Below are 14,945 nucleotides of genomic sequence, written 5' to 3' on the forward strand. Positions count from 1 at the left end.
TGATAGACGGCGCTCGCCACGGCAGCAGCCGTTCCGACATTGCCGAGTTCGCCCAAACCCTTGACGCCGGCAGGGTTGACCTGATGGTCGATTTCGGGGACCAGGATAACGTCGACCTGTTTGATGTCGGCGTTGACCGGCACGAGATAGTCCTGCAGGTCGCGGTTGACGTAGCGCGCGTGTCGCTGATCGATTTCCGTCGCCTCGTGCAACGCCTGGCCGATACCCCAGATCATGCCACCCATCAGCTGGCTGCGCGCGGTGCGCGTGTTCATGATGCGCCCGGCGGCGAAGGCCCCGACGATGCGCGGGACCCGGATTTCGCGTGTATAGCTGTTGATACGCACTTCGACGAACTCGGCGCCAAAGGCATATTTGACCGAATCTTCGTCGTTCTCTCCACCATGAAATTCCGACTGTCCGGCATAGAGTTTGCTGAGGGCTTCAGGCGAAGAACCCTTCGGCGCAAACTCGGCATATTCCTCGATGGCGCCGACTTGCATAGCCTTGAAGACATCAGCCAGCTTTGCGGATTTGCCGGTCTCGGTGACGACCTCTTCGTCCTTCAAGTCCAGCTTCGCATTGCCCGAACCGGCCAGCGGAGCCCCCCTGCCCGCAGCGGCGGCGAACAGCTTTCCGCGTATCGCGTCGCAGGCTTTCATGACCGCCGAGCAGACACTGGCGGTCGAGATCGATCCGCCCGACACGGGAGCCGGCGGCAAGGCACTGTCGCCCATCTCGACGCTGATCTTGTCCATGCCGACCCCCAGTCTTTCGGCCGCCATCTGGCCGGCGATGGTGCGAACGCCGGTGCCGATTTCATGCGAGCCGCACTGGACTCGAACCTCGCCGTCGGCGGTGAGACGAACCCGGGCCGCGCAGGGCGCGGCGGCAGTCGGATAGATCGCCGTCGCACAGCCCATCCCGACCAGCCAGTCGCCGTCGCGCATCGAGCCGACCTTGGGATCGCGCTTCGACCAGCCAAAGGCCTCCGACGCCTGGTCGTAGCACTTGATGAGTGAGCGGCTGGAAAATGGCTTGCCTCCGATGGGCTCCTTCTCCGGTTCATTGATGCGACGAAACTCGACAGGATCCATGCCGAGGGCCACGGCCATTTCGTCCATGGCGTTTTCCAGCGCGTAGACATAAGGCGTCTCCGGCGGCGATCGCATGTAGCCAGGCGTGTTGCGGTCGGCATGAACCAGCGAAACATGCGTCAGAACGGCGCCGTAATTGTACATGCGCGCGGTGGCGGACGTGCCGCCGACGACATAAGGGTCCGGGCGTGACGTCACCTCCCAGGCCTCATGTCCGAACGCCGTGATGCGGCCGTCCTTGCCGGCGCCCATGCGGATCCGATGCCGCGTTTCGGCGCGATAGGTCTGCGTACCGAAGGCTTGCATGCGATTGACGACGCAACGAACCGGGCGGCCAATGCGTCGCGCCGCGACGGCAACGATAGCGGTGCGTGCCGTCATCGGCCCCTTGGAGCCGAAGGCGCCGCCGATATAGGGACTGACGATCCGCACATTGGCCGGATCGAGCTTCAGCTGGCGTGCCAGTTCCACCTTCCAGCCGGTAACGTTCTGGCTGGGCTCGTGTATGGTCAACTGGTCGCCTTGCCATATTGCGGTGGTCGAAAACAGTTCGATCGGATTGTGATGCTGGGTCGGCGTCGAATATTTTTCGTCGATCTTTACCGTCGCATCCGCCCAGGCGGCATCGAAATCACCGGCCTTCGCATCCTCCTTGAACATAGGGTTTTTGCCGGCAGCCGGCTCCATCTTCACGCCCTTGGAATCAAAGCTGGCGGCGGGCCGTTCGTCCTCATAGTCGGCGCGGATCAACATTGCGGCTTCCTCCGCCGCCTCGAAGGTCTCGGCAACCACCAGAGCGATGATCTGACCGTCGTGAAAAACCGTCTTGTCGTGCAAAGGCCCGATCGAACTTGCGCCGGTGTTGCCGAATTTCGGCGTGTCGGTCTTGTCCATATCGTCATAGGTGACGATGTCCAGCACACCGGGTACGGCCCGGGCGTCTTTCGTGTGAAGTCCCGAAACCTTGCCCCGGGCAATGCTGCTGGTGGCAAGGGCACCGTAGGCGACGTTGGCCGTGACGATGTCGGCGGGATAGCCGGCCTGTCCGGTAACTTTTAGCCGGGCGTCAATGCGGACAACCGGATCGCCCTGGTTTTCCCTGGGGGCGGGTGCAGCTTGGTTCATGGCTCAGCCCTTCATATCCCGGGTTTCGAGCAGCGCCCGCACCAGCGTGCGCTTGCCGAGCGGTATCTTGAATGCGTTATGCTCGCGCGGTCTGGCATCGGCGAAGGCAGCCTCGGCAGCCTCTTGCGCCGCGGCTTCGTCAAGCACTTTGCCCTGTAGCGCGTCCTCTGCTTCGCGCGCCCGCCACGGCACCGTCGCCACACCACCAAGCGCAATGCGCGCACTCCTTACCGTCTCGCCATCCATGTCGAGCGCAACAGCCGCGGACGCCAACGCAAACGCGTAGGATTCGCGATCGCGAATCTTCAGATAGCGCGACCGGCTGCTCCACCGTTCGAGCCGCACTTCGATGGCGGTTATGAGCTCGTCGGCGGCGAGATCCGTCTCGATGTCGGGCGTGTCGCCCGGCCGTTTGTGCAGCTTGGCAAATGCAAGCGTGCGCCCTCCCCGCGGACCTTCGATCTCGACGGTGGCATCGAGCGCAACCAGCGCCTGCGCGAAATCGCCGTGATACGTGGCGATGCAGGCATCGCTCGTACCCAGCACGGCGTGTTGGCGATTGGACCCTTCCATCGCAGCGCAGCCGGAGCCGGGTTCGCGCTTGTTGCACGGCCAGGAAATCTCTCGAAAATACTCGCAGCGCGTACGTTGCAGCACATTGCCGCCCAGGCTCGCCATGTTGCGAAGCTGACCGCTGGCGGCGAATTTCAGGCTGTCGGCAAGGGCCGGGCAACGCCGCCGGACGTCATCGTTGTCGGCTGCTTCACCCATGCGGACCAGTGCACCAAACCGGATCGTGTCATCGTTTATCCTGATCTGCCGCAAGGCTGGCTCGGCAAGAGTGTTGAGCTCAAGCAGTCGGTCCGGCCGCGCGACACCGAGCTTCATGTAGTCGGCCAGATTGGTGCCGCCGGCGATGAATTGCGTGTCGGCGCCGGTTGGCGGAACGCGCACGGCATCGACACGGGATGCCATGGCGATTGCAGCGGAGACGCTGGTTGGTCTTTCATAAACGAAGGGGCGCATCCTAGGCCCTCCTGATCTCGTCGCGCGCCTGGACGATCGCCGCAACGATGTTGGGATAGGCCGCACAGCGACATAGATTGCCGCTCATATATTCGCGAATGTCATCTTCCGATCCAGCATGGCCTTCGTTGATGCAACCGATGGCGGACATGATCTGACCCGGTGTGCAATAGCCGCATTGAAAGGCATCGTGGTCGACGAAGGCCTGCTGGACCGGATGCAGTTCCCCGTCCGTCGAGGCCAGGGCTTCCACCGTTGTGATCTCCCGCCCCTGGTTCATGACGGCAAAGCTCAAGCAGGACAGTACCCGCTTTCCATCGATCAGAACCGTGCAGGCGCCGCACTGACCGTGATCGCAACCTTTCTTGGTGCCGGTCAGGCCGACGTGGTCGCGCAGAGCGTCAAGCAGGCTGGTTCGATTGTCGAGCGCGAGATTGTAGGTCTGTTTGTTGATACGCATTGAAACCGCCGACAAGTCGCGCGGTGCGGCTGGCTTTGCGGACGCTGGCTGGGCAGCTCTCGTCGGGGAATTCACAAGCGGCATCGCCGCCGCCGCCGAAACAGAGGCCGTCATGAACATGCGTCTGCTCAGGCCACTGGACATCTTGGCATCGGACATGGCTGGCTCCGGGCTGGCTGGGTCTCAAGCGGCCCAAACCAGTCGCGGAGGACAAAGTTCCCTCCTCACGAGCCTGTGATCCTTTTTTCTGCGGGCGGGATCGATGTAACCGGAACCTCACCTGTCGAGCGATGGTTGTGTGCCAAGAGCCGCTGTGTGCCAAGGGCCGGAAGGAGGCGATCATGAGCGATGGTCGGCATGACAAGGACGATGACAATGGACCTGTGTTCTCTGCGGAGCAGGCGAGACAGGGCGAGATCATCCTGCGAACGCGCACGCGTCGGGTTATCTTCATAGCCGGCTTGGTCGGTATTGTGATCCTGGCCATCGCGGTCAGATTGGCAATCGGCTGAACCAATTCCGCCAGGCGCGAAACCGTGCCCGGTCGCCAGGAACCTTTTACGACCAGTTGTCGTTGACTGGCCACGTCAAAACTCCTGGGAGTTCTCCCGTGGACGCGAAAACCCAAACCGAAGAATCTGAAACCGGTGACACGCACGCCACGTCACGCAGGGCCACCTCAGAGGCGGCGCCAAAGCACCGGAGAGACGTCGGTCAGGAGCACAAGCAGGACAAGCAGGCCGGAGAACCAAAGCCCAGCCTGCTGAGCTTCCCTCGGCGGCACCCTTACATATCCACCGCCATCCTGCTCGCAGTGCTGCTGATTGCCGTAGGGCTGGTCTTGTGGTGGCTGGACGCGCGTCAGTATGAATCGACCGACGATGCTTTCATCGACGCCCGCACGGTGACGATCGGTGCCGAGATATCGGGTCGTATCACCGATGTCGCGGTCACCGACAACCAGTCTGTGAAAGCCGGCGACGTGCTCTTGCGCATCGACGACAGCGACTATCAGGCAAGCCTGGCGGAAGCCGACGCCGGTGTGGCCTCGGCGCAGGCCGAGATCGTCGATGTCGGCGCACAGATCGAAGCACAAAACGCCAAGATCGATGCGGCACAGAAGCAGGTGGCGCAGGCCCAGGCCGCGCTCGAGTTTGCCAAAGCGGAGGACAAGCGCAACCGTGAGCTGCTGGCCAAGGGAACCTCCACCCAACAGCAGGCGGAACAGGCCGCTTCTACCCTGCGCCAGGACCAGGCCGCCCTCGACAGCGCCGGAGCAAACGTCGCTGCCGCGAAAAGCCAGGTCACTGTTCTGCAGGCACAGACCAAGAGCGCGCAAGCAAAGCTCAATCAAGCCAAGGCCAGCCAGGAGCAGGCCCGCACCATGCTGTCGCGCACCATCATAACCGCGCCTGTCGCCGGTCTCGCCACCAGTATCACGGCCGCCAAGGGCACCTACGCCCAGCCTGGTCAGGTGCTGATGATGTTCGTTCCCGACGAGGTCTGGGTGAAGGCTAATTTCAAGGAGACCCAGCTTGATCTGATGCGGCCGGGACAGCCCGTCGACATCGATATCGACGCCTATCCCGAAAAGAACTTCCACGGCCGCGTCGACAGCATCCAGGCGGGCAGTGGCACCGCCTTCAGCCTGCTGCCGGCCGAGAATGCCACCGGCAACTTCGTCAAGGTGGTGCAGCGCGTGCCCGTGAAGATCGTCTTCGACCGACCGCCGGGCGTGCTGCTGGGTCCAGGCCTGTCGGTGGTGCCGACAGTCAAGGTGAGATGAGCGCCGTCGAAATGGCTGGTGAACGGAGCGAAAGCCGGTCCGCCGCCGGCGGGCGCAATCCGTGGCTGATCGCCGTCGTCGTCTCGATCGCCACCTTCATGCTGGTGCTCGACACCTCGATCGCCAACGTGGCGCTGCGCAACATCGCCGGCAGCCTCGCGGCCGGGATGGACGAAAGCACCTGGGTGATCACCACCTATCTGGTCGCCAATTCCGTGATCATCCCGGTTAGCGGCTGGTTGGCCAGCGTCATCGGCCGCAAGCGTTACTACATGCTTTGCGTGGCGATCTTCACCATAGCGTCGCTGCTGTGCGGCCTGGCGCCCAATCTGGAAATGCTCATCGTCTTCAGGATCCTTCAAGGCCTCGGCGGCGGCGGCATGGCACCCAGCGAACAATCCATTCTCGCCGACACCTTTCCACCCGAAAAACGCTCCCAGGCATTTGCTCTTTACGGCATTGCCGTCATCGTCGCACCGACAGTCGGGCCGACCATCGGCGGTTGGCTGACCGACCATTTCTCCTGGCACTGGATATTCTTCATCAATGTCCCGTTCGGCATCATGTCGCTTGCCTTGGTGCAGTGGCTGGTGATCGAGCCTGATGTGCTCGAGCGCGAACGGCAGGAACGGTTGAAGAGCGGCCTCAGAATAGACTGGGTCGGTTTCATCCTGGTCGCCACGGCACTTGGCTGCCTGGAGATATTTCTCGATGAAGGCCAGCGCAACGACTGGTTCGCATCAGGTTTCATCGTGACCTTCGCGGCGATTTCGGCGGTCTCATTTCTGCTGCTGATCCCGTGGGAATTCAGTCACCGCGATCCGATCGTCGACGTCCGCCTGCTGTTCAGCCGCCAGTTCGGCACATCGTTCCTGGTGATGATGGCGGTGGGCGCCGTGCTGTTCAGCACCACCCAGTTGATGCCGCAACTGCAGCAGACCGCCTTCAACTATACGGCGACCCTGTCGGGCCTGTCGATGATGCCAGGTGGCATCGCAATGTTGATGCTTATGCCGATTTCCGGATTTGCCGGCGCCATCGTCCAGCCCAAATACCTGATCATGGCAGGCATGTCCGTCGTCGCTGTCGCGCTCTGGCATATGACATCGCTCACCCCGGACGTCAGTTTCGGCTTCTTTGCCTTCGCGCGCATCTTCCTGATGATCGGTTTGCCGTTCCTGTTCATCCCCATCTCGACGGCGGCTTACGTCGGTCTTGCTCCGCAGCAGACGAACCAGGCGTCGGCACTCATCAACGTTGCCCGTAACATCGGCGGAAGCATCGGCGTGTCGCTGTCCAACACGGTGATAACCCAGAACGCGCAAATCCATCAGGCAAACCTCGTCGGCCACACGGCACAGTCGTCACCGGCCTACCAGCAGGTTCTGCGTCAGGCGACCGAGCACTTCGTGGCTCAAGGCTCGCCGATGATCGACGCAAAACAGCAGGCGCTCGGCTGGATAGGACAGTTGATAGCGCGGCAGGCCTCATTGCTCGCCTATATCGATGTCTTTCGGTATTGCGCGGTAGCGACCGCACTGCTCGTTCCCCTCGCCTTGCTGCTGCGCTCTCCCCGGCCCGAAAAGCGTTAGCTCGCGCCGCGGCGGTGTATGGCGCTGCCCCGCCATGCGGCTTCGGCTTCGCGAACTTCCGTTGGAACCAGCGCGTCGAGTCGACGTTCAGCCCTTGTGCAACAGGAGGAGCTGGCCATGCCACGAGGCGACAAATCGAAGTACACTGACAAGCAGGAGCGTAAAGCCGACCACATTGCCGAAGGTTATGAGAAGCGCGGGGTTTCCGACAAGGAGGCAGAGCGGCGCGCATGGGCAACCGTCAACAAGGACGATGGCGGCGGCAAGAAGGAAGGCGGTTCGGGCCGCGGCAAACACACGGGCCATCCGGCGGCGCACAAAGGCGGCAAAAGCGGCGGCAAGGCATCGGCATCACGATCTGCCGCAAGCCGATCGGAATCGGCAAAGAAAGCTGCAGCGACCCGCAAGCGCAATGCGGAACACCGTGCCCATTGATCTGACGGCGGCGCTCAATGGGGCCGAACGATGGAAGGACAGGGATGAAATCGCAGCTCGTCAATGAGATCGGCGGACAAAGGACATTTGTCCTGGTGCTCGACCCAGGCGAAGAAGCGTTCGCGGCACTGACCGCCTTCGCGGTCGATCAGAAGATCGGCAGCGCGTCCCTGACCGCCATAGGGGCTTTCGAAAAAGCCACCGTGGGCTGGTTTGATCCGGACGCGAAGACCTACCGCAAAATCCCTATCGACGAACAGTGCGAGGTTCTGAGCTCGATCGGCGATGTCGCACTGGGTGATGACGATAAGCCCAGCCTGCACGTCCATGCGGTGCTGGGATTGAGCGATGGCACCACCCGGGGTGGACATCTGCTTGATGGCATCGTTCGGCCAACGCTCGAAATCACCCTGGTGGAAGCGCCCGGCCATCTGCGCCGCAGCAAGCGCCCGGATCTCGGTGTCGCGCTCATCGATCTGGACGATTGATCTCCAGCCGCTCTGGCTCGTTCTCAGGCCTTCTTGCTCCGCTCAGCAGGTGCTGTGTCCGGCGCCGCTTCCCACCCGAACACGCTGCGCCCGCCAAGCAGATGCGACTGGTCGAATTCTCCCGCGACAATTTCCTTCAGGCTGAGGCCGGTGACGTATCGTTCGACTTGCCGCGACTGATCGTCGAGCCGCCTCAAGGCGCCGATTTCTTCATCGCGACCGAGCTTTGCCTTTTGCACGGCCGACTTCAGCACGCCGATCGTCTCGTCATAGACCTTAAGCGGCACAGGGAACGGGTGCCTGTCCTTGCCGCCATGCGCCAGCGAGAAGCGGCCGGGATCGGAAAAGCGGCAAGGCGCGCCATGCACCACCTCGGCAACGAGGGCCAGCGCGCGCACCGTGCGCGCGCCGACGCCGGGGACCAGAAGGAGCTCGGCGAAATCGGTGGGACCGCGGTCCGCGGCGGCGGCGATATTGCCGTGAAGACGATGCATGACGACATCGCTTTCGCGAACGTCGTGATGGGCCGGCATGACCAAATGCGGCAGCAGCGGCTGCTCCGGTTCCTGCCGGCGCCTCGGCTCCGCGCAACGCTCCAATGCTGCAAGCTCGCCCAGGATGCGATCGGGTCCGAGCTCCTGCAAAAGGTTCAGTTGCCCTTGGCGCGACGCGTCGGCGCGCCTGTCGGTCAGGTTGACGATCTCGCCTTGATTGATGCCCTCGATGGCGGCATGCGGCTGGTCGACAAAACTCTTGAGCCCCTCGGAGAGCCAATGGTAGCGGCGCGCCACCTTGCTGTCACCGTTCATGCCTTGCTGCACCACGACCCAGCGACCGTCATCGGTGACGATGAAACCATGCAGGTAAAGATCGAAACCGTCCTGGACTGCGGCGCTGTCGACCTTGGCGACAAGACGGCTGACGGTGGCCAGGCCCGCTCCGTCAAAGCCGACGCGTTGGCCGATGGCTTCGAGTTCATGCGGGGTTTTTCGCGAATGCGCGCCGCGACCACCGCAGACATGAATGCCGAGCTCGCCGGAAAGCGGCGTGAGGCCACGCTTCAAAGCGCCCACGACGCTGGTCGTGATCCCCGACGAATGCCAATCCATGCCCATGACAGCACCAAAGGACTGGAACCAGAACGGATGCGCCAGCCGTCGCAGCAGTTCGTCTCGACCATAGTGATGAATGATCGCTTCGCACATCACGGCGCCAAGACGCGTCATGCGGTCGCCGAGCCATTTTGGCACGCGCCCGCCATGGAGTGGAAGATCAGCACTTCCCGATCGTTGCGTCACGTCTGCTATCCGTTCTGGTGTCCGTTATTCTCTTAACAGATAGGCAGCCAAACCGCGCAAGGAAGCATGGACACTTTCCGCCGAGCCGAGTTGGCGAACGTCAAGTCCAGTTCGAGAGAACCGTTTCCATCTCAACCGTCTCGACCTGCTGCGCGAAACGTTGGTGGTAAACGGTCAGCAGTGCGTCGTGGGTTGAATCGGAAGAACTGCATAGCGCGTCCGTGACGAGAACCACGCGATAGCCGAAATCGATGGCTCCGAGCACCGTGGCCAGAACGCAAACATCCGTTTCGCCACCGGTGATGACGAGCGTATCGATGCCGCGCTCCACCAGGAAGGCTCTGAGGCGCCCTTCGAACCAGGGCGAGTAGATGTGCTTGTCGATGATCGCCGCTGGCGGGCAGTAGCCGGCTAAAGACGGCAACAGTTCGGTCATTTCAGGCCCGATCGTCTCGATCGTCTGTGAAGCCCAGCGCTCATAATAGCGCTTCCAGGTGCCGACGCCCTGCCCCGGCTTCTTGGCTGGCAGGAAGCGTGTAAAGACCGTCTGCGGCGCGCGTCTTTCGACCAGCGTCTCGATCTGCGGGAGAACCCGGGTGATCCAGGGTGTTGCCCATTGAGACGGCTCGGCAAACAGCCGCTGCATGTCCACGCAGACATGCATGCATCGATCGCCCAGGGGACCGTATGCCAGCCCCGGCATCGACATCAGTGCGTCTCCGACCGGCCAAGCATTCCTGACTCCTCATTTTGCCAGCAAAGACACGCAACGCCGCGCGCAAGCACTGGTTCCTGAGATAGCCAACAGGAACCGACGCAAATGACCGGCGTTTTCGCTGTGATGAATGGAGGTGCTCGCATGAGACCGCGCGAGAGGCGTTGGAGCCGCAAGTCAACCGGGGCGCCAAAATGGAACTGAGCGGAGGATGTCTCTGCGGCACGATCCGCTTCCGCGTTGGAAGCGAACCGAGAGTGCATTACTGCCATTGTGATATGTGCCGGCGAGCGACCGGCAGTGCGTTCGCGGTTCTGGCCTGGGTGCCTTCCCAAAGCGTGACCTGGACCGATGCGACGCCGACCTATCGCAGGTCTTCGCCGATTGCCTGCAGGGGGTTTTGCTCCGCCTGCGGATCGCCGCTCAGCCTCGCCTATGACGCATCGCCGGGAGAGATCGCGCTTCATGTCGGAACGTTCGACGATCCGGCTCGCCTGGAGCCGCGCTACAATTATGGATCGAGGCAGCGACTTGGCTGGGTTTGCTGCGGAATGGACCTGCCGCACCACGACACCGAGGAGCGATGGTGAAACCATGTCTGAAGGGGAAGCCTGATGAGCATGTTTTACCGGGCGGCCAAGATTGCCGAAGAGGTCCACCAGGCACAGCGCGACAAGACCGGGCGACCTTATATCGAGCACTGTCGCCGTGTCGTTGACGCGGTCGAAACCAAGGATCAGAAGGTCGTCGCCTATCTCCATGACGTCCTGGAAAAGGGCGAAGGCTGGGACCGGACCAGGTTGGAAGAGGCCGGTTTTGGCCCGACGATCGCGTCGGCCGTCGACGCCATGTCGCGTAGGGACGGCGAGGATTACTTCGCGTTCGTGCGACGAGCGGCATCGAATCCATTGGCGCTGCCGGTGAAGCGCGCGGATCTGGCGGACAATATCTGGCAGGCACGACAGGCCGGGGCATCAACCGTCAGATACGAGGAGGCACTACGCATCCTTGATGAAGAGTTTCCACGCGGTTAGCACCAGCCTTGAATTTCAGCTCGCGCCGGTGAGAACGGGCAATCTACTCCGTGACGTGGGGCGTATGCCTTCTGTCCTCCGCGGGCTCGACATCGATGCGCGCCTTTTCCGGATCGAATGCACCATGACGTGCAATGGCCCGCGCCGCGGTTTCAGGCGTCTCGTATGCCCACATGAAATCGTCAGCCGAGCTGCCCACGGCATGGACGCGCCAGTAGCTCGCGGTACCTTTCAAAGGGGAGCGGCTGGTGGTGTTCGTTTTTTCGAAAAGGTCAAAATAGATGTCTTCGAAAGGAATATAGAACACGGGCTCATGTCCTTCTTCCTGAAGCACTTTCGCCCGTTCCGTGGCAGCGACTATGGCGTCGGAAAATCGTACCGTCACCGTGCCCGCAAACGGTTCTATGGCCAACTGGCCAGCATGGTGTCTTGAGATTGCGCCTGAAGCTTGCATCCAAATTCTCCCTGGCTGCCGATTGATTGCGAGACCGCATTTCGGTTCGTCATGCATGGAGACGAAATGCGCGGCGATGCGTCAGGTTCCGGTCTTTACTATGGGGTCGATGGCGCCCCTCCTTCAGCGCTTGCCATGGCTATCGAGAAACGCAGCCAACATTCGCGAAACCTGATCAGAAGCCTCACGCGTCGGGAAGTGTCCGATGCCATCCAGCACCACCCACCTGTAGAACGCGGTGAAATGCTCTTCGAGCCCCTCTGAAGACTGGGCAAACACAACGCGGTCGTCACCACCGTGAAGCGTCAGGATCGGCACGGTGATGATCTTGACCGTTGCTTGCCGGCGGGCGAGTTCGGCGTAACGCGGATCGGGCTCGGCCTCTTCCCACCGGACCCGATAGGAATGCAACGTCACATCCGCCCAGTCAGGATTTTCGAACGAGCTCGCAACGCCATCGAAAATGGCGTCGTCGAACCAGCCTAATGGACCCCAGCTGTCCCACTGATACCTGGCGAATTCCTTGCCGTTCTTTCGTACGAACTCGGCGCCCCGTGCGGTCGCCATGAACCATTGATACCAAAATGCTTTCGCCTGTTCGGGCGCCGGCGTTGCTGGTTTGCCTGGTTGCCAGCCGAGGGACAGCGCAGCGCAGCACTTGATGCGGTCCGGAAAACCGACGCGAGCAGATAGGATATCCGAGCGCCCCAATCATGTCCGACAACTGCAAAGCGGCTGATGCCAAGCGCATCTGCAAAATCCAGCACATCCTGCGCCATCGCGGCAATCTCGCCCGAGCGCATGGTTTCTTTCGACAGGAACGATGTCGGCCCAAAGCCTCGCAACCAAGGGGAAAACGTACGGAAGCCAGATTCATGAAGCATCGGCGAAATACGAGCGTATGTCGTCGCGTCGTCGGGCCAGCCATGCAGCAGGACAACCGGGGCGCCGTCCTGCGGTCCACCATCGAGATAGGCGACGCGCAGCAGAGGTGTGTCGCAATGTGAGACGGAGTTCATTTGCTCTGAGGCACCGTAGCTGGCTGGTCGCCGCCAGTCGTGGGGCCTGGTCTGGCGGCCTGATCAACCTGTGGGTTCTTGTTGCTGGTGGCTTTCATCGGCTCGGTGTTGTTGTCGCAGGCGCCGAGCGCAAGGGCAGCGGCCAAGACCAGGAATGAAAAGAACCTCTTCATCGAAACCTCCTCTGGTTGATGCCCGGCAAACGAGGTTCCGCCAATTTGGTTGCCCGACCGGGGTCCTCAAGACGCCATGGGATTGCCGATCAACGCTTCGAGCTATTGGAATCGGCCGCAACTGTCGGGTCAGGCAGAACCGGGCCACGTTCAGTCTCCGAACCCTCAGCTTCGATCTCCTGCACGGCCCGATCCCAGTGCTCCTGCTCGCGGCCTACCGGCCGGCCCTCTTGTTCCCAGATTTCATGGGCCCGTCGTTTGATCTTTTCTTCCCTGCTGTCCATGGCTAGATCCTCCAATTCGTCAGTCTCAATTCCGGGCCATATTTTTTGTTCCTCCTCTGTCGGCAACAGCCGCTGCCGGATTTCGGGAAGGCCCTTGTGGATTGCATGGAATGACCGGCTTGGTAAATTTCGTACCGATATTTTTTCGTGACACACCTATGCTCGCAGTTTTATGAATCAGGCTATCGGCCAGCGCCGAGCACGTCCCTCTCCGATCCCACTGCCCGGCGCTCAAAGCCGGATCGCCCGTCGCATCGACATGGCGGGCTGTTGCTTCGATTGGAGGTGACGCTCATGCGGGAATTGCCGAAAGACATCGACGCCGATGTGGTCATCGAAATCAGCAAGCTGCTGGACGACAGCCCGCTTTTCGTCCCGGTGCGGGTTCATGAACTTGCGGCCAGGGTGAGGCAGAGGGTGAAGACCGGCCTGCCAGACCTTTCGATTGAAGAACTGATCGTGGAGATGGCCTCCGTACGTCAGCTGGCCATGGCCTTTGATCTGCCTGGATCGGAGAATGTCGTGCAAATCCCGGTGCGGTATCGCCGCTAGCACTGCGACATCAAACGCTCCATCCGGAGGTCAGAACAAGCGACGCCTCAAACATCTGCGCACCGATCTCATCGCGTACCTTGACGGTTATCTTGACGAAATCGCAGTCGGGCATTTCGTCTTGGGCGACATCCTGCAAAATACGAATTGCTTCCGCTCTGGCTTGTTCCCGGGATTCGAACAGCTGCCCGTCATCGTCGGGTACCGCGCCGTCACCGTTTTGAAGATCAAAATAGTACCGTTTCATTTTTCCTGCCGCGCTGGAACATCTGGCGTTTCAATGATTCCGCTTCATGGTGGTTCCTGCCCGCTGGCCGTGCTGGTGACGACGTGGTCGTTCAACGCACCGCAGGGCGAAGCGCCGATATGAAAAGCACCAGCAACGCCAAGGCGTTGAGGCCTGCGGCGATGGCATGCGAATACTCCCATTGGCGCCGCAGCAGCTCCCAGTTTTCAGGGAGGACAGTCCAGTTCCGGGTCGCCTGATTGATTGGATAGGTCAGCGTCCAGAAGGCAAACTGCGTGGCGCCGATGCTTAGAAAGGCGACAACAACCAAGCCGAAAGATGCGCTCGCTCGATAGAGCAGGATCGCCAGGGCGGCCGTGGAGAGCAATGCTCCCAGCACCACGATGCCGAACAGGCTCCATCCATCATAGGCGCGCTGCGCAGCCAGATAGTTTGGCCCGTCGAGCTTCATCTTGTTGAACATGGCGAAGAAATGCGCGGCGGCCGGAGCGAAAGCCAGTGCAACGAAAATGAAGCTGACCACTCTCAGACTATAAATTGCCATGTCGGTCTCCTCTCAGGAGACAGCTAGGGCAATCGCCAAGGTTGAAAAGGTCGCTTTAACGGCGGCTTCCGCCCGCGATCGTATGATCTCAAGCGGGGTCGTTTTTTAGCACTCACGCATCTATCTCGGAACATTTTTTTTGGGTGCTGGTTCTACCCAGTGAAGGGACGAACCTTACCCAGGGAGATTTCCCATGAAACGTGTTCTCATTACCAGCATGCTGGCCATCGGGCTCGGCTGTGGAACGGCGGTGGCTCAGACACAACAGACCGAAAGCCAATCTGGCGCGGACGCCAACTGCGCTTCCGGGCAGGCTGACTGCCAGAACGGCTCCAAGATGGGCGAGCAGGCCCAGGGCAAAGCCAAGCTGAAGACCGACGAGCAGGCTCAGGGCAAGGCCGGCACCACCACCGACCAGCAGGCCCAGGGCAAGGCCAAGCTGAAGACCGATGAGCAGGCTCAGGGCAAGGCCAGCACCACCGACCAGCAGGCCCAGGGCAAAGCCAAGCTGAAGACTGACGAGCAGGCTCAGGGCAAGGCCGGCACCACCACCGACCAGCAGGCCCAGGGCAAGACCAAGATGCAGACCGACGAGCAGGCTCAGGGCAAGACCGGC

20 protein-coding genes and 1 pseudogene are annotated in these 14,945 nt (G+C 61.3%); 9 read left to right on the plus strand and 12 right to left on the minus strand.

The features are described 5' to 3' along the window. The 3 genes from EN949_RS23755 to EN949_RS23765 all read right to left on the minus strand — a co-directional run. On the minus strand, positions 1-2,222 hold a 2,222-nt coding region (locus tag EN949_RS23755), incomplete at its 3' end, for a xanthine dehydrogenase family protein molybdopterin-binding subunit (protein WP_164782536.1). Between the two features lie 3 nt (positions 2,223-2,225). Further along, positions 2,226-3,248 carry a xanthine dehydrogenase family protein subunit M gene (locus EN949_RS23760; protein WP_127366155.1) on the minus strand — a complete coding sequence of 341 codons (1,023 nt, stop codon included), beginning with the start codon at positions 3,246-3,248 and terminating at the stop codon, positions 2,226-2,228. Between the two features lies 1 nt (position 3,249). Next, complete coding sequence (locus EN949_RS23765) at positions 3,250-3,867, minus strand: (2Fe-2S)-binding protein (protein WP_127366154.1); 618 nt, start codon at positions 3,865-3,867, stop codon at positions 3,250-3,252. Between the two features lie 182 nt (positions 3,868-4,049). On the opposite strand from EN949_RS23765, the gene EN949_RS23770 reads away from it, so the two are divergent. The 5 genes from EN949_RS23770 to EN949_RS23790 all read left to right on the plus strand — a co-directional run bounded on the left by EN949_RS23770 (position 4,050) and on the right by EN949_RS23790 (position 8,009). Beyond that, positions 4,050-4,220: a hypothetical protein gene (locus EN949_RS23770; protein WP_127366153.1), complete on the plus strand. Its 171-nt coding sequence runs from the start codon at positions 4,050-4,052 to the stop codon at positions 4,218-4,220. A gap of 98 nt (positions 4,221-4,318) precedes the next feature. Next, positions 4,319-5,494, plus strand: a complete 1,176-nt coding sequence (locus EN949_RS23775) for an HlyD family secretion protein (protein ID WP_245459128.1) — start codon at positions 4,319-4,321, stop codon at positions 5,492-5,494. Positions 5,495-5,505: 11 nt separating this feature from the next. Continuing rightward, positions 5,506-7,086 carry a DHA2 family efflux MFS transporter permease subunit gene (locus EN949_RS23780; RefSeq protein WP_127371022.1) on the plus strand — a complete coding sequence of 527 codons (1,581 nt, stop codon included), beginning with the start codon at positions 5,506-5,508 and terminating at the stop codon, positions 7,084-7,086. 117 nt (positions 7,087-7,203) lie between these two features. Then, entirely contained in the window at positions 7,204-7,521 is a 318-nt protein-coding gene (locus EN949_RS23785) for a hypothetical protein (protein ID WP_013531559.1), read from the plus strand. A 44-nt stretch (positions 7,522-7,565) separates the two neighbouring features. Further along, positions 7,566-8,009, plus strand: a complete 444-nt coding sequence (locus EN949_RS23790) for a PPC domain-containing DNA-binding protein (protein ID WP_127366151.1) — start codon at positions 7,566-7,568, stop codon at positions 8,007-8,009. 23 nt (positions 8,010-8,032) lie between these two features. Here EN949_RS23790 and EN949_RS23795 read toward each other — a convergent pair whose 3' ends face one another. Together EN949_RS23795 and EN949_RS23800 are read right to left on the minus strand one after the other, a co-directional pair. Continuing rightward, entirely contained in the window at positions 8,033-9,307 is a 1,275-nt protein-coding gene (locus EN949_RS23795) for a DUF763 domain-containing protein (protein WP_063168023.1), read from the minus strand. Between the two features lie 100 nt (positions 9,308-9,407). After that, a complete protein-coding gene (locus tag EN949_RS23800; RefSeq protein ID WP_063168024.1) occupies positions 9,408-10,016 on the minus strand; it encodes a cysteine hydrolase in 609 nt (202 codons plus the stop codon). A 200-nt stretch (positions 10,017-10,216) separates the two neighbouring features. Between EN949_RS23800 and EN949_RS23805 the strand changes: the two genes are divergently transcribed. Together EN949_RS23805 and EN949_RS23810 are read left to right on the plus strand one after the other, a co-directional pair. After that, a complete protein-coding gene (locus tag EN949_RS23805) occupies positions 10,217-10,612 on the plus strand; it encodes a GFA family protein (protein ID WP_027161657.1) in 396 nt (131 codons plus the stop codon). 24 nt (positions 10,613-10,636) lie between these two features. Beyond that, complete coding sequence (locus tag EN949_RS23810; protein WP_027161658.1) at positions 10,637-11,056, plus strand: HD domain-containing protein; 420 nt, start codon at positions 10,637-10,639, stop codon at positions 11,054-11,056. Positions 11,057-11,099: 43 nt separating this feature from the next. Here EN949_RS23810 and EN949_RS23815 read toward each other — a convergent pair whose 3' ends face one another. The 5 genes from EN949_RS23815 to EN949_RS23830 all read right to left on the minus strand — a co-directional run bounded on the left by EN949_RS23815 (position 11,100) and on the right by EN949_RS23830 (position 12,986). Beyond that, on the minus strand, positions 11,100-11,510 hold the full coding sequence (locus EN949_RS23815) for a DUF427 domain-containing protein (RefSeq protein WP_013531554.1): 411 nt from the start codon (positions 11,508-11,510) through the stop codon (positions 11,100-11,102). Between the two features lie 123 nt (positions 11,511-11,633). Beyond that, positions 11,634-11,927 carry an alpha/beta hydrolase gene (locus tag EN949_RS37275; protein WP_348630568.1) on the minus strand — a complete coding sequence of 98 codons (294 nt, stop codon included), beginning with the start codon at positions 11,925-11,927 and terminating at the stop codon, positions 11,634-11,636. 65 nt (positions 11,928-11,992) lie between these two features. Continuing rightward, entirely contained in the window at positions 11,993-12,529 is a 537-nt protein-coding gene (locus EN949_RS37280; RefSeq protein ID WP_245459524.1) for an alpha/beta hydrolase, read from the minus strand. Further along, on the minus strand, positions 12,526-12,702 hold the full coding sequence (locus EN949_RS23825; protein WP_013531552.1) for a hypothetical protein: 177 nt from the start codon (positions 12,700-12,702) through the stop codon (positions 12,526-12,528). Before EN949_RS23825 ends, EN949_RS37280 begins: the two co-directional genes overlap by 4 nt. A gap of 89 nt (positions 12,703-12,791) precedes the next feature. Continuing rightward, the gene (locus EN949_RS23830) at positions 12,792-12,986 is read right to left on the minus strand and encodes a DUF2934 domain-containing protein (protein ID WP_032808298.1); all 195 of its coding nucleotides are present in this window, start codon (positions 12,984-12,986) and stop codon (positions 12,792-12,794) included. Between the two features lie 294 nt (positions 12,987-13,280). Here EN949_RS23830 and EN949_RS23835 point away from each other — a divergent pair, with 294 nt between their 5' ends. Next, a complete protein-coding gene (locus tag EN949_RS23835; RefSeq protein ID WP_013531550.1) occupies positions 13,281-13,538 on the plus strand; it encodes a hypothetical protein in 258 nt (85 codons plus the stop codon). A gap of 10 nt (positions 13,539-13,548) precedes the next feature. Here the strand turns inward: EN949_RS23835 and EN949_RS23840 are convergent, their stop codons facing one another. Continuing rightward, positions 13,549-13,785 carry a hypothetical protein gene (locus EN949_RS23840; RefSeq protein WP_027161660.1) on the minus strand — a complete coding sequence of 79 codons (237 nt, stop codon included), beginning with the start codon at positions 13,783-13,785 and terminating at the stop codon, positions 13,549-13,551. A 91-nt stretch (positions 13,786-13,876) separates the two neighbouring features. Next, positions 13,877-14,329, minus strand: a complete 453-nt coding sequence (locus tag EN949_RS23845) for a membrane protein (protein ID WP_013531548.1) — start codon at positions 14,327-14,329, stop codon at positions 13,877-13,879. Between the two features lie 193 nt (positions 14,330-14,522). On the opposite strand from EN949_RS23845, the pseudogene EN949_RS23850 reads away from it, so the two are divergent. Continuing rightward, positions 14,523-14,945, plus strand: a pseudogene (locus EN949_RS23850) (hypothetical protein); the annotation flags it as partial.

The sequence above is a fragment of the Mesorhizobium sp. M7A.F.Ca.US.007.01.2.1 genome, assembly GCF_003998165.1.
Classification (GTDB): Bacteria; Pseudomonadota; Alphaproteobacteria; order Rhizobiales; family Rhizobiaceae; genus Mesorhizobium; species Mesorhizobium ciceri.